Origin of the sequence: Rhizobium sp. BK181, from assembly GCF_014193305.1 — a bacterium.
Classification (GTDB): Bacteria; Pseudomonadota; Alphaproteobacteria; order Rhizobiales; family Rhizobiaceae; genus Rhizobium.
In genome coordinates, this window is the sequence record NZ_JACHZA010000009.1 from 12,020 (window position 1) to 27,401 (window position 15,382).

Below are 15,382 nucleotides of genomic sequence, written 5' to 3' on the forward strand. Positions count from 1 at the left end.
GAGTCACTGGGAGGAGGCGCCGATGTCGGAATTCAAGCTCGCCTATCATGCGAATTGCTGGGGCAACCTCGGCGGAGACGCCGTTGGCGTTACATCGGTTACCAATCTTGCCTATCGAACCTTTGGGGACATGCGTCGTGCCTTTGCCGATATCGCAAAGGCCGGTTACGAAGGCGTCGAGCTCTTCGACGGCAATCTGCTCGATTTCAGCGCAGCCGACATGCGGACGCTGCTTGACGACAATGGGTTGACGCTCGTCGCGACCTATGCCGGCGGCAACTTCATCTTCGACGATATCCTGCCGGAGGAGCTTGCCCGGGTTGTGCGTGCTGCGGATCGCGCCGCCGAACTCGGCGCACCCCATCTCGTCGTCGGCGGCGGTGCAAAGCGCTTCGACGGCATCCGCGAGGCGGATTATCACAAGCTCGCAGCAGCGCTCGACCGGGTAAAGGAGATCGCCGAAGCGCGGGGTCTTGCCGCCCACTACCACCCGCATCTCTCGACAATTGTCGAGGGACCGGCGGAAGTGCGCAAGATCTTTGCACTTACCGGTATCGACTTCTGCCCGGACACGGCCCATCTCGCCGCTGCCGGTGGCGATCCGGCGGCGCTTGTGCGCGAACATGCAGCGCGCATCTCCTATGTCCATCTTAAGGGTTTCCAGAAGGAGCCCTTCGCGTTCACGCCGATCGACCGTGGCGACATCCCGACGGACGGGATCATCGCGGCCCTTCGAGAGACCGGCTTTGCCGGCTGGGTTTGTACCGAACTCGATTCCTGGCCTGATCCGCTTGAGGGAGCGAAAGCGAGCATGGCCTATCTTAAATCGGCCTGACGGTCGTGACCGGGGCGGGAGCCCCATTTTGGGAGGAGAAAGTGATGATAAAAAGACGAGCTCTGTTAGGCACGGCCGCCGTGCTGGCGCTCACTCTTGCATATGGTGCACCGGCATTTGCCGATCCGGATACCGCGCTGGCGGAGCTTCAGAAGACGGTTCTTTCCAAGGGACCTTCAGGAGAATCTCCGTCGCCTGCCTCCGATGTCACGTTGAGCGATGAGGAACTGGCCAAGATCAAGGCGATGAACGCGACGGCCGCCATCGTCATGCATTACGGCGGCAACGACTGGTCGCGCGCCCAGATCAACGGCTTGCAGACACAGTTCGCCGCCATGGGTATCAAGGTCCTTGCGGTGACCGACGCCGGCTTCAAGCCGGAAAAGCAGGTCTCCGACATCGAGACCATCATGGCGCAGAAGCCGAGCATAATCGTATCGATCCCGACCGACCCGACGGCGACCGCCGGGGCCTACAGGGCGGCGGCGGAGGCTGGCACCAAGCTCGTTTTCATGGATAACGTGCCGACCGGCTTTGTGGCCGGGAAGGATTACGTGTCAGTGGTGTCGGCTGACAACTACGGCAACGGCGTCGCCGCTGCGCATCTCATGGCGAAGGCGTTGAAGGGGGAGGGTGATATCGGACTTGTCTTCCATGCTGCCGACTTCTTCGTCACCAAGCAGCGCTACGATGGCTTCAAGGCGACGATCGCGTCCGACTACCCCAACATCAAGATCGTGGCCGAGCAGGGCATCGGCGGACCCGACTTCTCGGGTGATGCGGAGAAGGCGGCGTCCGCGATCCTCACCTCCAACCCGAACATCAAGGGCATCTGGGCGGTCTGGGACGTGCCGGCCGAAGGCGTGATCTCGGCAGCGCGCGTTGCCGGCCGCGACGATCTCGTCATTACCACGATCGATCTCGGCGAGAACGTGGCGATCTCAATGGCCCAAGGCGGTTTCGTCAAGGGGCTTGGCGCACAGCGGCCTTATGACGCCGGCGTGGTCGAAGCCAAGCTTGCCGGCTATGCGCTGCTCGGTAAGCAAGCGCCCGCCTTCGTCGCGCTGCCGGCTCTGCCGGTGACGCGTGAGACGCTGCTCGATGGCTGGAAGGCGGTTTATTCGGCCGAGGCGACTGACAACATCAAGTCAAGCCTCGGACAGTGACCGACCAGGCACGGGGCACCCAGGGTGCCCCGTGCCGAAAGACATGATCCGGCTTCGGCCGGTAGACGGAACGTGGCTCGCTGCAGCCGACCTCTTTCAGGAGAAAACTGATGACCAAAGTGATGAACGTCGCCATGATTGGCGGCGGCTTCATGGGCAAGGCGCATGCCATGGCCTACGCCTCCATGCCGATGTTCTTCTGGCCCGCACCGGCCATTCCCCACCGCAAGGTCGTCGTCGACGTGACCGACAGCACGGCGGACGAGGCGCGTCGGCGCTACGGCTTCGAAGAGGCGTCCTCGGACTGGCGGGCCGTCGTCAACCGGCCGGATATCGACGTCGTCGATATCTGCACGCCGAACAATGTGCATGCCGAGATCGCTATTGAGGCCGCTAAAGCCGGCAAGCACATCATCTGTGAGAAGCCGCTCGCCCGCACCGTCGCGGAGGCGAGGGCGATGCATGACGCGGTAAAGGCCGCCGGCGTCATCCATATGGTCGCCTTCAACTACCGCCGGACCCCGGCCGTGGCGCTTGCGAAGAAATATATCGAGGAGGGCCGCATCGGCCGTATTCTCAATTTCCGCGGCACCTATCTGCAGGACTGGTCTGCCGACCCCGATTCACCCCTTTCCTGGCGCTTCCAGAAGAAGATTGCCGGCTCCGGTACGGTCGGCGACATCGCCACCCATGTCGTCGATCTCGCCCACTATCTCGTCGGCCCGATCGCCGAGGTCAACGCGATCACCACCACCTACAACAAGACGCGGCCACTACAGCAGGGCGGTGTCGACAAGCTCGGCGCGGCAGAGAAGGCCGCGGACGCCGAACGCGGCGAGGTGGATGTCGACGATGAGGTTGTCTCGATGCTAAAATTCGAGGGCGACGCGATCGGAAGCCTGGAAGCCACCCGCAACGCCTATGGCCGCAACAACTTCATTACGCTGGAAATCCATGGCACCAAGGGTTCGATCCACTTCAACTACGAGCGCCGCGACGAGCTTCAGGTGATGTTTGCCGACGATCCGGCGGATGCCCGAGGCTTCCGCACCGTCTATACCGGTCCGGCGCACCCCTATGGCAACGGTCTTTGGCCAATCCCCGGTCTCGGCATCGGCTATTCGGAGACGAAGATCGTCGAGTGCTACGATTTCTTCTCGGCTATTGCGAAGAACCGGCAACCGAGCCCGAACTTCGAGGACGGACTGCTGACGGAACTCGTCGCCGACGCCCTCATCCGCTCCGGCGAAACTGGAAAGTGGGAGAAGGTGGGATGACTGCGAGCGCCGCTGCCGTCCGCATGACCGGCATATCCAAGGCCTTCGGAGGGGTACGCGCGCTCGACGACGTGTCCTTCGAGGTCTTGCCCGGGGAGGTCCATGCCCTGCTCGGCGGCAATGGCGCCGGCAAGTCGACGATCCTCAAGGTGCTTAACGGGGTACATCGCCCCGACCAGGGCGCAATCGAGGTCGGCGGCTTGCCCCTGACGACGCATTCGCCGGAGGCATCGCGCGCGGCCGGCATCGCGATGAACTACCAGGAAATGAGTCTGGTTCCGACTTTGACGGTTGCCCAGAACATCTTCCTGACACGCGAATGCCGTGACGGCACGGGGTTTATCGATGACCGGGAAGCCGAGCGGCGCGCAGCGGACATTTTCGCGCTGCTCGACGTCTTCGTCGATCCGAGGGCCGTGGTCGGCGATCTCGGCGCCGGCCAGAAACAGTTGACGGAGATCGCCAAGGCGATCTCGCAGGATGCCAAGGTGCTGGTTTTGGACGAACCATCGACGGCGCTTGCCGTTCCCGATGTCGAGCGGCTCTTCATCTTCCTGCGCAAGCTGAAGGCGAAGGGGGTGGCAATCATCTATGTCAGCCACCGTATGGACGAGATCGCTCGCATCGCCGACCGCGCGACGATCCTGCGCGACGGTCGCCACGTCATCACTTCGCCGCTGAGTGAATTGCCGATCGACACGATGATAGAGCATATCGTCGGCCGACGCTCGAAAGGGCTTTCCGACGTCGAGCGCGGCGAGGCCGTCAAGGGCGAAGTGCTGCTGCAACTCGCAAATGTCAGCGGCATTCAAAAGCCTAAGAACATTTCCCTGACGCTGCACTGCGGCGAAATCCTGGGGCTCGCAGGACTGCTCGGCTCGGGCCGTTCGTCGCTTGCGCGGGTGATCGCCGGCATCGACCCGGCCGTCAAGGGCGAGATATATATCAAGGGCCGCGCCGTCACGATCCGTAAGCCGGGCGACGCGATTGCCGCGGGTGTCGCGCTGGTGCCGGAAGCGCGTGCCACGCAGGGCATCATTCCCGCCCATTCGGTTGCCTCCAACATGATCCTCGCCGTCATCGACCGGCTTTCCACGGGTGGCCTCGTTGATACCAAGGCGGCAAACAACCTGACTGACGCGCAGATCGAGCGCCTGCGCGTGAAAACGGCGAGCCGCGACCACGCCGTCTCGACGCTTTCGGGCGGCAACCAGCAGAAGGTAGTTATAGGTAAGTGGTTGGCCACCAATCCGGACATCCTCATCCTCGACGAGCCGACGGCAGGCATCGATATCGGTTCGAAATCCGAGATTATCCGTCTGGTTCGCGAGCTTGCCGCCGCCGGCAAGGGCATCATCATGATCTCATCCGAACTTTCCGAGCTTTTGACCGCCTGCGATCGCATTCTCGTGATGTCCGAGGGGCGCGTGCACCAGGATCTGGCGCGCGAGGCACTGGAAGACCCGGCGGTGCCCCCCGATGATCTTGCGCACCGCCTCCAGGCGGCCGAACAGCGGCTGCAGATCGAAATCCAGAAAGCCCTTGCGGTTCAAGAGGTATCCAATGGCTAACGCCTTCTTCGCCAACTGGCGCCAGAACATCATCTACATTGGTTTCGTGGTCATCTTCGTCGTCTTCGCGGTGGCGTTGGCCGACAAGGGGTTCCTCAATCCGAACAATTTGCTCAACATCGTGCGGCAGACGGCCATGATCGCCGTCATGGCGATCGCCATGACCTTCGTGCTCTCGGCCGGTGAGATCGATCTTTCGGTCGGCGCGGTCGCTGGCCTTTCGACCGTCACCGTTGCCATGGCGATCGCCGTCGGAGGACCGGTCGCCGGGGTCGGTGTCGGCATCGCTACGGGTCTTGCGGTCGGTATGTTCAACGGATGGTTGACCACCCGCATCGGCATTCCCTCGTTCCTCACCACGCTTGCCATGATGGGCATCGCCAAGGGCGTCGCCATGTGGGTTTCCGCGACGGCTGCCGTGCCGATCCTGTCGCCCGGCTATTCGTGGCTCTTCGGCGGCGGCAATCTCGGCCCTGTGCCGGTACTGCTCTTCTGGATGGCCGTGCTCGGCGGCATCGGCCACATCGCGCTGCGGCGCTCCGGCTTCGGCCGGCGTGTGTTGGCGACCGGCGGCGGCGAGACGGCGGCGCGCTATTCCGGCATCGACACCAAGGCAATCAAGTTCAGGGTGCTGGTCATCTCTTCCTCCGCGGCAGCGCTCGCCGGCATGCTCTACGCGGGACGCCTGCAGTCCGGTCGTTTCCAGCTCGGCGAGGGTGATGAACTCTCGGTCATCGCCGCGGCGGTGCTTGGCGGCACGAGCCTTTTCGGCGGCAAGGGAACCGTAATCGGCACTATCGTCGGCGCCCTGATGATCGGCCTCATCAATAACGGTCTCATCCTGATGGGGCTAGAATTCAGCCAGCAATTGATCGCCCGCGGCGGCATCATCATTCTCGCCGTAGCGCTCAGCCAGAAGCGGAGCTGATACCATGACCGTTTCGCTCATTGCAACGCTGACGGCCCGTCCGGAAACGCGAGATGAGCTGTTGCACCTTCTCGTCAATCAGGTCGAGCCTACCCGGTCCGAACAAGGCTGCATCGACTATAACCTTCATGTCGATGCGGGCGATCCTTGCGTGTTTGTGTTCTACGAGAACTGGAAGAGCCAGGCGGATCTCGACGCGCACATGGAAATGCAACACCTCAAGCCGCTGCTAAGCGAGATCGACCGCTTGCTCGCAAAACCGATCGACATATGGCGGCTACTTTTGGCGGAGGCTACTGGAATAAGTCGGTCGGACTGCGTCTAAGCCGGGACACGGGCAGACCATCGCTAGTCTGTAGTCTAAGTCTAGGCGCGAAACGGCGAGGCCGCGCCTGTGCAACTCGGCGCTGGTGCGCGCGGCTTTGATCGTCCCTGTTCGACCTATCAAAGGCAGGGGTGCTCATCTATTATTTTCCGACGCGTCGATCGCCTCCCGCAAAGTTTCCGCGAGCTGCCGTCGCGTATAGGGCTTTGCAATTGGCCGGAATCGCGACGTGGCGCCGATGCGTTCGATGTCGGCGTAACCTGTGGCCAGGACAACCGGCAGGTTCGGATGACGCGCCATGATCTCCCTCGCCATGGCGTGGCCGTCAATCGGGCCGGGCATGACGACATCCGAGAAAACCAGATGGAATGGGCCGTCGGTTTCCACTATCCTCAACGCTTCCGTTGCATCACCGGAGCATGTGACGGAGTAGCCGAGCGAAACGAGTATATCGGCGGCGAAATCCCGGACCATAGGATCATCCTCCACGACGAGAATGCGCTCACTGCCACCCTTGAGCAGCCCATTCGAGACAGGCTCCGCGTATGTTTCCATAGACGCAAGTCGGGGAAAAGACAGGAGAATGGTTGTTCCCTTGCCCGGCTCCGATTCAATTTCGATCCCGCCCCCTGATTGTCGCACGAAGCCGTACACCATGCTAAGACCTAACCCGCTGCCCTTGCCGAACGGTTTCGTGGTGAAGAAAGGCTCAAAGGCCTTTGCGCGCGTCTCCGCATCCATTCCGTCGCCGTTGTCGGAGATTTGGATCACCGCGTCGTCCCCGCTTTGCGCCGTCGAGATCACCAGCCTGCCACCATCCGGCATTGCGTCGCGTGCGTTGATGCACAGGTTCATGATGGACGCTTCCAGTTGCGCGGCGTCCGCTCTGACGTGACCTGCGGCCGGATCAAGCGCAAGGTGCAGGATGATCGTTTCGCCAAGAGCAGTCGACAGCAATCCCTCCATGGCCCGTATGGTTCTGTTGATGTTCAGCGACGCCGGCTCGAGGGGTTGCCGGCCCGCGAAGGTGAGGAGCTGGCGTGTGAGGGCGGCGCTTTGCCGCGAGGCCTTGTGGTTCAATTGCGCGATTGCAGAAAGTCGCGGATCGGCAATCTCGTCGGCTAATGTCTCCGCAGTCCCGATAATGACCGTCAGCAGGTTGTTGAAATCATGGGCGACGCCGCCCGTCAGTTGTCCTATCGCTTCAAGCCGCTGCGCCTGCAGCCGTTTTGCCTCGTTCAGCCGTGTCTCGGTGATGTCCCGAATGCCACCTACCATCCGGGTCGCATCGCCTGCGCCATTGCGGATGATATGGGCCTGATCGAGGACCTCGGCATAGGTCCCCGTTCCGCGGCGGAAGCGAAATTCCTCCTGCCACGTTTCTGCTCGCCCATCAATTGCTGCATGCACGCTGGACACTACGCGTGCGCGGTCGTCCGGATGGATCTTGGATTCCCATTCCCGAAAACCGTCCTCCACCGATATGTCCTCATGCCCGAAGACGGAGGCCATATTGCTATTCCATTGTACATGACCTCTTGCAATGTCCCAGTCCCAGATCGCGTCTGTGGTCATCATGGCGACGATCGAGAAGCGTTCCTCGCTTTCAGCCAGCTTTTCTTCCGTTCGCTTTCTGTCGGTGATATCGCGACCGGTCGCGACAAAATGGGTGGCGCGACCAGCGGAGTCGACAATGGGTGCGATGCTCATGTCTACCCAATACTCGCGGCCGTCCTTTGCGTAGTTGACAAGTTCGGCTCGGATCGCTTCCGACCGCGCGATGGCGCTGTTGATCTCGTCGATGGTGTTGGCGTCAGTCCGCTGCCCCTGGAGAAAGCCGGGGGAGCGGCCGATCGCGTCGTGTGGGGAATAGCCGGTGATCCTGACGAAGGCCTCGTTGAGGTAAACGATCGTCTGGTCGCCCCCTGGCTGGGATGCGGCCTTGGTTATCATGACGAAATCCTCGATTCTCGAGATTGCCATTTCCAGCAGGTGCAAGTGCTGATCGGCCGCATGCCGCTTCGTTACATCTCGGAAATACACAGTCAGCCCTGCCGGACCCGGATAGGCGGTGACCGAGAACCATGCGTCCAGGGACTCGTAAAATACTTCGAAATCGGCCGTCTGGTTTTCGCGGACGGCGCGCTCGTAGTGCTGACGGATGATCCCCGAGGAGGCCTCCGGAAACTCCTGCCAGATCAGGCGGCCTAGAAGCCCCGATCGCGGGCGTTCCAGCAGACATTCGGCCTGATGATTAAGATAGGTGAAGCGCCAATCGGTATCGAGCTGGAAAAACGCATCGCTGATGTTCTCCATCGACTCCGCTAAGCGCCGCTCAAGATCCCTTGCCGTATTTTCCAGCCGCTTGCGCTCATCGATATCCTGGAGGGCACCCTGTATTCGGGAGATGTGGCCCATCTCATCGCGGATCCCCACGCCGATTGCGCGAACCCATTTCCGCCGGCCCGTGCAATCAATGATCTTCACCTCGGTATCGTAGGGTAGACCGGTCGCAACGCAGGACTCGAAGTGCCGCGTGATCGCATCTCGCCATTCCGGCGCAAAATAGCCGATCCCTTCCTCGAAAGTAACCGGCCTGCCCCTTGGTCTCTCGTGGATCGCCCAGGTTTCATCCGACCATTCGATTCTCCGGTCCGGCAGATGCACCACCCATCCGCCGAGCTTGGCGGCCTTGCCGGCAATCTTGAGAAGAGCCTGGTCTCCAATGATATCGTGCGACCGTCGGGGAGCGTCGCGATGCAGGACCCCATCCTGACGGATTCGCCAAGCCATGATCAGCGTTGCGCCCATCACATAGAGCCATGCAGTCGTCGGCAGCCATGTCACGACGAAAGCGGAGATGGCGCCAACCAGCACTCCCCAGCAAAATCGATCCCTTGCACATTGCCTGAGACCGGTCATCAGGATGCCATAGCCCTTGCCAGCAGTTGCGTTTTTCCATTGCACGACTTGCATCCTCCTCAGACCTCGCTGATTTCAACCTCTCGATAGTCCCAAGCGATGCCGCAATCCATGAGGGATCACTAAATTTTACCTTATTTAAACTTGGCGCCACTGTCGCTTAACGGTGAGACGTTCTAATCGATGCCACCAACTGCCACCTTCCGCCCGCGGATGAGGTTCCGGCAAGCATGGAGGTCACACTGTGAAAGCGACAAAGAGAACGACCTATCTCAACCGCGTAGAATCCGACTACTTCAGCCGTAAGTGGTACCGCCGAAGCGTTACGCTCTTCTGCAATCTCCTCTTCACCGGAAAATGGATGCGTAAGACGCAAATCGTACGCTGCCTCGTCATGGAGATCAGCGAGGGTGGGGCGACGGTGCGGATTGGAAAGTCGCAGATTCCCGATCACCTTTACCTTGTTTTCGGCAGGTTTGACGTCTTGGTCGGCAGTATCGTTGTTGAGCGCGATCCGGGGGTCCTGCATCTTTGCTTCGTCAAAGAATTGAGGCCAGACTTCGTCAATCGGCTGGCACGTATGAACTCGTCGTTTTCCACCTTGGAAAGCCTCAGCCCAAGAACCATATCAGTTAGCGAAAACGTGCTGCCCATGCTGCGCCCAATGCCAGCCCCGCCCTATGATGGAGAGGAAAGAGGCTTTGGTTACCCCACCAAACATTCGAAGAGACCATGAACATAATGATCATCGAAGATCAGCGAGACGTCGTTGATATGTTGCGATTGAACTGGTCGGATTCCCGGGACCGGCTGGACTGTCTTGCATCCGTGAGGCAAGCGAACCGCTTCATTCATTCAAACGAACTTGCTGCCTATGATTGCATCCTCATCGACATCAACCTGACCGACGGGAGCGGCCTGGAGCTGCTTCGTGCAGCGCGCTCACGCTCCGACGTGCCTATCATCATGATCTCGGGCGTTGGAGACGCCGATAGCCGGGCGGACGCCATCAGTGTCGGTGCGGATGACTATGTGATGAAGCCGTTCAGCGTGAAGGAACTGCGCGCCCGTGTCCATCGCCTGCACGAAGCGCGATCAAGCCGCAGCACTCTGCGGCAGAGCGTTGCTTTCAAGATCGGCAATATAGATTGCGACATCGCACGCCTTTCCATGAATTTCGACGGCGTCAATCAGCCGCTGACCGCACTTGAAGGAAGGATACTGCAGGTCCTTTTCAATAGTGTGGGAGAAGACTGCTCAAAGTCGTGCATTGCACGTCAGGCGCTCTTTCGTGAACACGATCCTCGCGACAAGACGATCGACGTGTACATCAACAGGCTGCGCGGCAAGCTTGCAGAACTGGATGCCGCGAGCGGTGAGGTCATCAAGACGGTCCGCGGTGTGGGCTATCGCCTGAGCGAAATCCAACAACGGTAGGAATAGAAGAGCCATATGCTTCAGTGTGTTGACCGTCACCTGACTTCCGCGGAAACGTTTGGACGCGAAGGCCCCTCGCCGAACGAAGCGGCTCGCCTCAAACGTCTGAGAGAACTGTCCATTGTGTCGTCCGGTGCGGATCCGGTGCTCGATGCACTGGTCGAAGCTGCTTGCCTTGCGGCCGATGCGCCGATTGGCCTCATCACCTTGCTGGACGGCGAACGTCAGTGGTTCAAGTCGAAGCGGGGCATTGATGGTGTCGGGTCTTCCAGGGTGGATGCCTTCTGCGACTACACAATCCAGTCGTCGAGCCCCTTCGTTGTGCCGGACGCCGCTCGCGATGTCCGTTTTGCAGAAAACCCTTTCGTCACGGGAAACGATAGAATCCGATTCTATGCCGGCGTGCCGCTGGAGATCGAGCCTGGGCTTCGGCTCGGCTCGCTCTGCGTTCTCGATCGGGTGCCGCGACGTCTCGGGGCCGACGTACGCGGCTTGCTGGCTCGGCTGGCGCGTTGCGCCGTGGAACGTCTCCTGCAATCCGAAGACCGGTATCTGTTGACCCGGATCGATTCTGGTCGGCTCAATCGCGCGAAATTAGACAAGGCGGCGCTGGCCCTGGCGGAAGAGGCGCTCGCGGAGGGTCTCTTCGCACTCCATTACCAGCCGAAGATTGCGCTCGATACCGGACGGCGCGTCGGCTTTGAGGCACTTCTGAGGCTGAAGAGAGCAGATGGCTCGGCAATCGGTCCGGCGGCCTTTGCCGCGGCTCTGGATGACCCAGCACTCTCCAGGCGCATCGGCAGTTTTGTGCTGCAGTGCGCCGTCGCACAAGCCAGGGCGTGGGTGACGGCCGGCGTCGATTTCGGGCATATCGCGATCAACGTTTCGTCGTCGCAGTTAGTCGCGTTTCCCGACAGCCGCTGCCTTGTCGATGAAATCCTGGACGCGACCCGGTCGGCAGGACTGTCGCCTCGGCATCTCCAGATCGAGGTCACGGAAGGGGTCATGCTGTCGGAGCAGGGCGTCGATATAGGCATGCAGCTCGAGGCGCTGCGGGCGGCGGGCTTCATCGTTGCCTTTGACGATTTCGGCACCGGCTTCGCGTCCCTCGTACACCTTAAGGAACTTGCCTATGACCAGATCAAGATCGACGGCGCCTTCGTGCGTGCAATGACAAGTTCCAACGCCGACCTTGCCATTGTGAAGGCCATCATCGATATGGCAACGGCACTGGGAAAGCACGTTGTCGCCGAGGGTGTGGAAACCGTGGAAGAGCTTTCCGCACTACGAGAGCTTGGTTGTCACTATGGCCAGGGGTTCCTTTTCGGCCGACCCGCCAGCGCCTGTGATATAGAGGAGCCGCCCCGGTGGGAGAGACTAAGCGTTGATGCAGATGGGCAGGTTGTTCTGCACCGTTCTTGCGACTGGGGCAGATGCACACCGTCTTCGAGAAGCTTGGCCCTTGCCTGATTGGCATGGACGCCTGCGCGAAAGCTCACCGCTAGGCGCACACGCTGATGTTGGCCATGAGGTCCGGCACGATGCCGCCGACTCGACCGCCCTGTGCGAAGCTATCCCGCGGCCATCGATGCACTTTGCAACGGACGGCGCTCATAGCCTCTGGTCACTTGGTCGAGCTTTTCCAAGAGTCAGATACGAGACAACAAGGTAGGAAGCCAAAAAAGTAAAATTCTACAAATAGTTACGCCGCCCCTCCGACTCTATTTTCTCTGGCAAAGGCGAGCCAAAACGCCACAAAGAAGAAGTGAGGTGAAAAGGCGACCGACAGTCGCGTGCTCTGCGTAGTGATGAGCTTCAAGATCCAGCCCTAGTCTCGAAGTGGCTTAGGCCAACGTCGGGAAAAGACGGTGTTAAGCTGGAGCGAATGGTACCTCGCCGCTTTCCCCAGGGCGGTCCGCAAGTATCATAATCAATGCATCCCGCTCCCAAATGGGCGCTGCTTCAAAAACGAACTCAGGGTAGTTGCTGTCTCATGACCGCCCGACGACGGCTTCCCGCGGTGAACGACGACCTCTGTGTTAGTCACCTCATCGTGGCCCAGGCTTGGATATGCGGAGAAAGACAGTTGAGGACTGCGCGATCAATGAGTAGGTTCATGGCCGGAACCGCACGGTCTGCTGCTAGGTGGACCTGAAAGGATAAGACCGAGGTCCATAAATTGGCCCGTTACATCACGCCAGACTTCGTGCGAACCTGCAATGTAGCAAAAGAAAGGGCGGCTTATGTGCCGCCCTTTCGCGTAATGAGATAGATCACCACTAAGCCGGCCGTTCTTCGCCAGGCCGTGGCTTCCATGTGATGAGACGCTTCTCGGCCACATCGAGGAACAGGTCTATGATCAAAACGAATACCGCGAGGATGATGATCCCGCCGAACACGCCCACCGCGTCGAAGTTACCCTCAGAGCGCGCGATTAGATAGCCGAGACCGGCAGATGCGCCGAGGTATTCGCCAATGATTGCGCCGACCACGGCAAAGCCGACGGAGGTACGCAGCGAGGAGAGAATCCACGTTGCAGCTGCTGGGAAGTAGACATGGCGTAGCAACTCGGACCGCCGCGCCCCGAGGATGCGGGTATTCGACAGCACGACTGGGTTTACTTCGCGGACGCCCTGAAGCGCGTTGAAGAACGTGACGAAGAAGACCAGCGTGACCGCCAAGGCTACCTTCGACCACAGGCCGAGCCCCAGCCACAGGACGAAAATAGGAGCAAGCACCACGCGCGGGATCGCGTTGACGGCTTTAATGAACGGGTCGAGGATACGCGCGATAGAGGGGCTCAGACCGAGCCATACGCCGGCGGCGACACCAAGGCCGGTCCCTATGAGATAGCCTAGCACAGTCTCGCTGAGCGTAATGCCGACGTGCTTGTAAAAGCCCGGATCGCTTACCCAACTGATCACCTGGTTGACGATGTCATAGGGTGCCGGGAAGAAGAAGCGATCGATAAGGCCGTATGTGACGCCCAACTGCCAAGCGCCGAGGATTACTATCAGCAGTGTGATTTGGATTAGGCGGACGTTAATGGCCTGCATAGCTTTTCTCCACTTCTCCCCGTAGGGACGCCCAGATATCGCGGTAAAGGGTCATGAACTTTGGGTCGAGTTTGATCTCGGCCACGTCTCGTGGACGTTCGAGATCTACACCGAAGCTCTCGATCACACGACTGCGTGGTCCGGAAGCTAGAACAATAACGCGGTCGCCCAGAGCGATAGCCTCTTCCAGATCATGGGTGATCATCACCACCGCGCGCCGGTCTTCTTGCCAAAGCTTGAGCAGTTCGTTCTGCATCAAGTGGCGAGTGTGAATGTCCAGCGCCGAGAAGGGCTCATCCATCAAGATGACTTTTGGTTCGGTGATTAGCGCCTGCGCCATCTGTACGCGCTTGCGCTGGCCGCCCGACAGTTGGTGTGGAAAGCGTTTCTCGAAACCCTTGAGTCCAACTTTCTCCAACCAAGCAGTGACCTTGCGATGACGCTCTTCGGCTGCCACCCCGCGAAACAACAAACCCAACTCGACGTTTTGATATGCCGTCTTCCACGGCAGCAACGCGTCTTGCTGGAACAAGTACCCGATGTTGTTTTGCACGTCCTTGACGGGCGTCCCGTCAATACAGACCTCTCCTTTTGCCGGCTTCAGAAGGCCCGCGACCGCATTGAGAATTGTCGATTTACCGCAACCCGTAGGGCCCACGATGGCAAGGAATTCCCCGTTGCCGACCGTGAGGTTCACGTTTTCAACTGCGACAAAGGATCCGAACGCCATGGTGACGTTGTCTATGGTGACCATCGGGGGAAGGCCAGGTTGAGACACCGCCTCGATTTTCCTTACTGCGTTTGCCATTATTACACCCCTTAATTTTCAGCACTATGGCCAGCGGCTTCGACGAACTTGTTTGTGTACGTCGTGTTGAGGTCGATTGTGGCCTTGCCAACGCTTTCGTTGAAGCTCTTGAGCACTGCGAGAGGAACCTCGAGGTCCGCGGGCGTGAACCGGCCATCCTGCGAGAAGATTGCCTTCGCATTCTCGACTGCCTTGATGTACGTCTGCTTGTCGCCCGAAACGAAATCATCCGGGAGCTGGGCCACGATCTCCTCAGCAGAGTGATCCTTCATCCAATGAAGTGCTTTCACGGTTGCGTTAGTGACCTTCTGAATTACGTCAGGATGCTCGTTGATGTAGTCTTGGTTGGCATAGAGTACGGATGTTGGATAAATGCCTCCGTATACGGCCTTGGCACCGTCGTCGCTTCTTGCGTCGATTAGAATTTTACCCAGCTCACGCTCAACGACGATCGTGGCGGCGGGGTCATAGTTCACCAGGAGGTCGATCTTCCCTTGCTGGAGGGCGGCTACAGCCGCGGCACCAGAGCCGACGCCGATGATCGAGATATCGTTATCGGTCAGACCATGCTGCTTGAGATAATAGCGGATGAAGAAGTCAGACGAAGAACCTGGAGCAGTGATGCCGACATTCTTGCCTTTGATCGTTTCTGGCTTGGCCGGATCGAAGTCAGTATCGTTCTTGCCAGCGAGAACAAGACCTGAATTCCTTGCGAGCTGGACGAAGCCGACGACATGTTTGCCTTGGGACTGCATCTGGATCGTGTGGTCATAAAAACCGACAGCGACGTCGGTCGACCCAGCCACCAGGGCCTGGAGGACTTTCGAGCCACCCTGAGCGAAGTTCTCTGTCGTGACGTCCAAACCCTCCTCCTTGTAGAACCCGAGGCTTTCAGCCACCGGGAAGGGCAAGTTGTTGAGATTATAGGAGCCCACGCTCATGCGAACAGGGTCGGCGGCATGAGCTGCGGAAGTGAGAGACAGCGCTGTAGCTGCTGCCAAGAGATATTTACGCATGAGAATTCCTCCCTATGTGCTCGGGTCTTCGCCGGAGCGGT

13 protein-coding genes are annotated in these 15,382 nt (G+C 59.7%); 9 read left to right on the forward strand and 4 right to left on the reverse strand.

The window, feature by feature from the left end:
- The first annotated feature begins 22 nt into the window (after positions 1-22).
- The 6 genes from FHT77_RS19590 (at position 23) to FHT77_RS19615 (ending at position 6,102) form a co-directional block, all read left to right on the forward strand.
- Entirely contained in the window at positions 23-835 is an 813-nt protein-coding gene (locus FHT77_RS19590) for a sugar phosphate isomerase/epimerase (protein WP_183756590.1), read from the forward strand.
- A 44-nt stretch (positions 836-879) separates the two neighbouring features.
- Positions 880-2,001 carry a substrate-binding domain-containing protein gene (locus FHT77_RS19595; RefSeq protein WP_183756591.1) on the forward strand — a complete coding sequence of 374 codons (1,122 nt, stop codon included), beginning with the start codon at positions 880-882 and terminating at the stop codon, positions 1,999-2,001.
- 110 nt (positions 2,002-2,111) lie between these two features.
- Entirely contained in the window at positions 2,112-3,278 is a 1,167-nt protein-coding gene (locus FHT77_RS19600) for a Gfo/Idh/MocA family protein (RefSeq protein WP_183756592.1), read from the forward strand.
- Positions 3,275-4,849: a sugar ABC transporter ATP-binding protein gene (locus tag FHT77_RS19605; RefSeq protein ID WP_183756593.1), complete on the forward strand. Its 1,575-nt coding sequence runs from the start codon at positions 3,275-3,277 to the stop codon at positions 4,847-4,849. Before FHT77_RS19600 ends, FHT77_RS19605 begins: the two co-directional genes overlap by 4 nt.
- Positions 4,842-5,777: an ABC transporter permease gene (locus FHT77_RS19610; protein WP_183756594.1), complete on the forward strand. Its 936-nt coding sequence runs from the start codon at positions 4,842-4,844 to the stop codon at positions 5,775-5,777. The genes FHT77_RS19605 and FHT77_RS19610 overlap by 8 nt, the downstream gene beginning before the upstream one ends.
- Positions 5,778-5,781: 4 nt before the next feature.
- On the forward strand, positions 5,782-6,102 hold the full coding sequence (locus FHT77_RS19615) for a putative quinol monooxygenase (RefSeq protein ID WP_183756595.1): 321 nt from the start codon (positions 5,782-5,784) through the stop codon (positions 6,100-6,102).
- A 135-nt stretch (positions 6,103-6,237) separates the two neighbouring features.
- Here FHT77_RS19615 and FHT77_RS19620 read toward each other — a convergent pair whose 3' ends face one another.
- The gene (locus FHT77_RS19620) at positions 6,238-9,069 is read right to left on the reverse strand and encodes a PAS domain-containing sensor histidine kinase (protein ID WP_183756596.1); all 2,832 of its coding nucleotides are present in this window, start codon (positions 9,067-9,069) and stop codon (positions 6,238-6,240) included.
- Between the two features lie 199 nt (positions 9,070-9,268).
- Here FHT77_RS19620 and FHT77_RS19625 point away from each other — a divergent pair, with 199 nt between their 5' ends.
- From FHT77_RS19625 to FHT77_RS19635, 3 genes are read left to right on the forward strand one after another with little or no spacing between them, the layout of a single operon-like run.
- Positions 9,269-9,760, forward strand: coding sequence for a hypothetical protein (locus tag FHT77_RS19625; protein WP_183756597.1), 492 nt, complete (start codon positions 9,269-9,271; stop codon positions 9,758-9,760).
- Positions 9,757-10,461 carry a response regulator transcription factor gene (locus FHT77_RS19630; protein ID WP_183756598.1) on the forward strand — a complete coding sequence of 235 codons (705 nt, stop codon included), beginning with the start codon at positions 9,757-9,759 and terminating at the stop codon, positions 10,459-10,461. The genes FHT77_RS19625 and FHT77_RS19630 overlap by 4 nt, the downstream gene beginning before the upstream one ends.
- 15 nt (positions 10,462-10,476) lie before the next feature.
- On the forward strand, positions 10,477-11,931 hold the full coding sequence (locus FHT77_RS19635; protein WP_183756599.1) for an EAL domain-containing protein: 1,455 nt from the start codon (positions 10,477-10,479) through the stop codon (positions 11,929-11,931).
- An 809-nt stretch (positions 11,932-12,740) separates the two neighbouring features.
- Here the strand turns inward: FHT77_RS19635 and FHT77_RS19640 are convergent.
- From FHT77_RS19640 to FHT77_RS19650, 3 genes are read right to left on the reverse strand one after another with little or no spacing between them, the layout of a single operon-like run.
- Positions 12,741-13,517: an ABC transporter permease gene (locus tag FHT77_RS19640; RefSeq protein ID WP_183756600.1), complete on the reverse strand. Its 777-nt coding sequence runs from the start codon at positions 13,515-13,517 to the stop codon at positions 12,741-12,743.
- The gene (locus FHT77_RS19645; protein WP_246712795.1) at positions 13,504-14,325 is read right to left on the reverse strand and encodes an ABC transporter ATP-binding protein; all 822 of its coding nucleotides are present in this window, start codon (positions 14,323-14,325) and stop codon (positions 13,504-13,506) included. Before FHT77_RS19645 ends, FHT77_RS19640 begins: the two co-directional genes overlap by 14 nt.
- Positions 14,326-14,336: 11 nt before the next feature.
- Entirely contained in the window at positions 14,337-15,341 is a 1,005-nt protein-coding gene (locus FHT77_RS19650; RefSeq protein ID WP_183756601.1) for an ABC transporter substrate-binding protein, read from the reverse strand.
- Positions 15,342-15,382: the final 41 nt, after the last annotated feature.

Excerpts from the sequence above, each read along its gene's own strand:
- FHT77_RS19590 (WP_183756590.1), top strand. The coding sequence starts at position 23 with ATGTCGGAATTCAAGCTCGCCTATCATGCGAATTGCTGGGGCAACCTC.
- FHT77_RS19595 (WP_183756591.1), top strand. The coding sequence starts at position 880 with ATGATAAAAAGACGAGCTCTGTTAGGCACGGCCGCCGTGCTGGCGCTC.
- FHT77_RS19600 (WP_183756592.1), top strand. The coding sequence starts at position 2,112 with ATGACCAAAGTGATGAACGTCGCCATGATTGGCGGCGGCTTCATGGGC.
- FHT77_RS19605 (WP_183756593.1), top strand. The coding sequence starts at position 3,275 with ATGACTGCGAGCGCCGCTGCCGTCCGCATGACCGGCATATCCAAGGCC.
- FHT77_RS19610 (WP_183756594.1), top strand. The coding sequence starts at position 4,842 with ATGGCTAACGCCTTCTTCGCCAACTGGCGCCAGAACATCATCTACATT.
- FHT77_RS19615 (WP_183756595.1), top strand. The coding sequence starts at position 5,782 with ATGACCGTTTCGCTCATTGCAACGCTGACGGCCCGTCCGGAAACGCGA.
- FHT77_RS19630 (WP_183756598.1), top strand. The coding sequence starts at position 9,757 with ATGAACATAATGATCATCGAAGATCAGCGAGACGTCGTTGATATGTTG.
- FHT77_RS19635 (WP_183756599.1), top strand. The coding sequence starts at position 10,477 with ATGCTTCAGTGTGTTGACCGTCACCTGACTTCCGCGGAAACGTTTGGA.
- FHT77_RS19640 (WP_183756600.1), bottom strand. The coding sequence starts at position 13,517 with ATGCAGGCCATTAACGTCCGCCTAATCCAAATCACACTGCTGATAGTA.
- FHT77_RS19645 (WP_246712795.1), bottom strand. The coding sequence starts at position 14,325 with ATGGCAAACGCAGTAAGGAAAATCGAGGCGGTGTCTCAACCTGGCCTT.
- FHT77_RS19650 (WP_183756601.1), bottom strand. The coding sequence starts at position 15,341 with ATGCGTAAATATCTCTTGGCAGCAGCTACAGCGCTGTCTCTCACTTCC.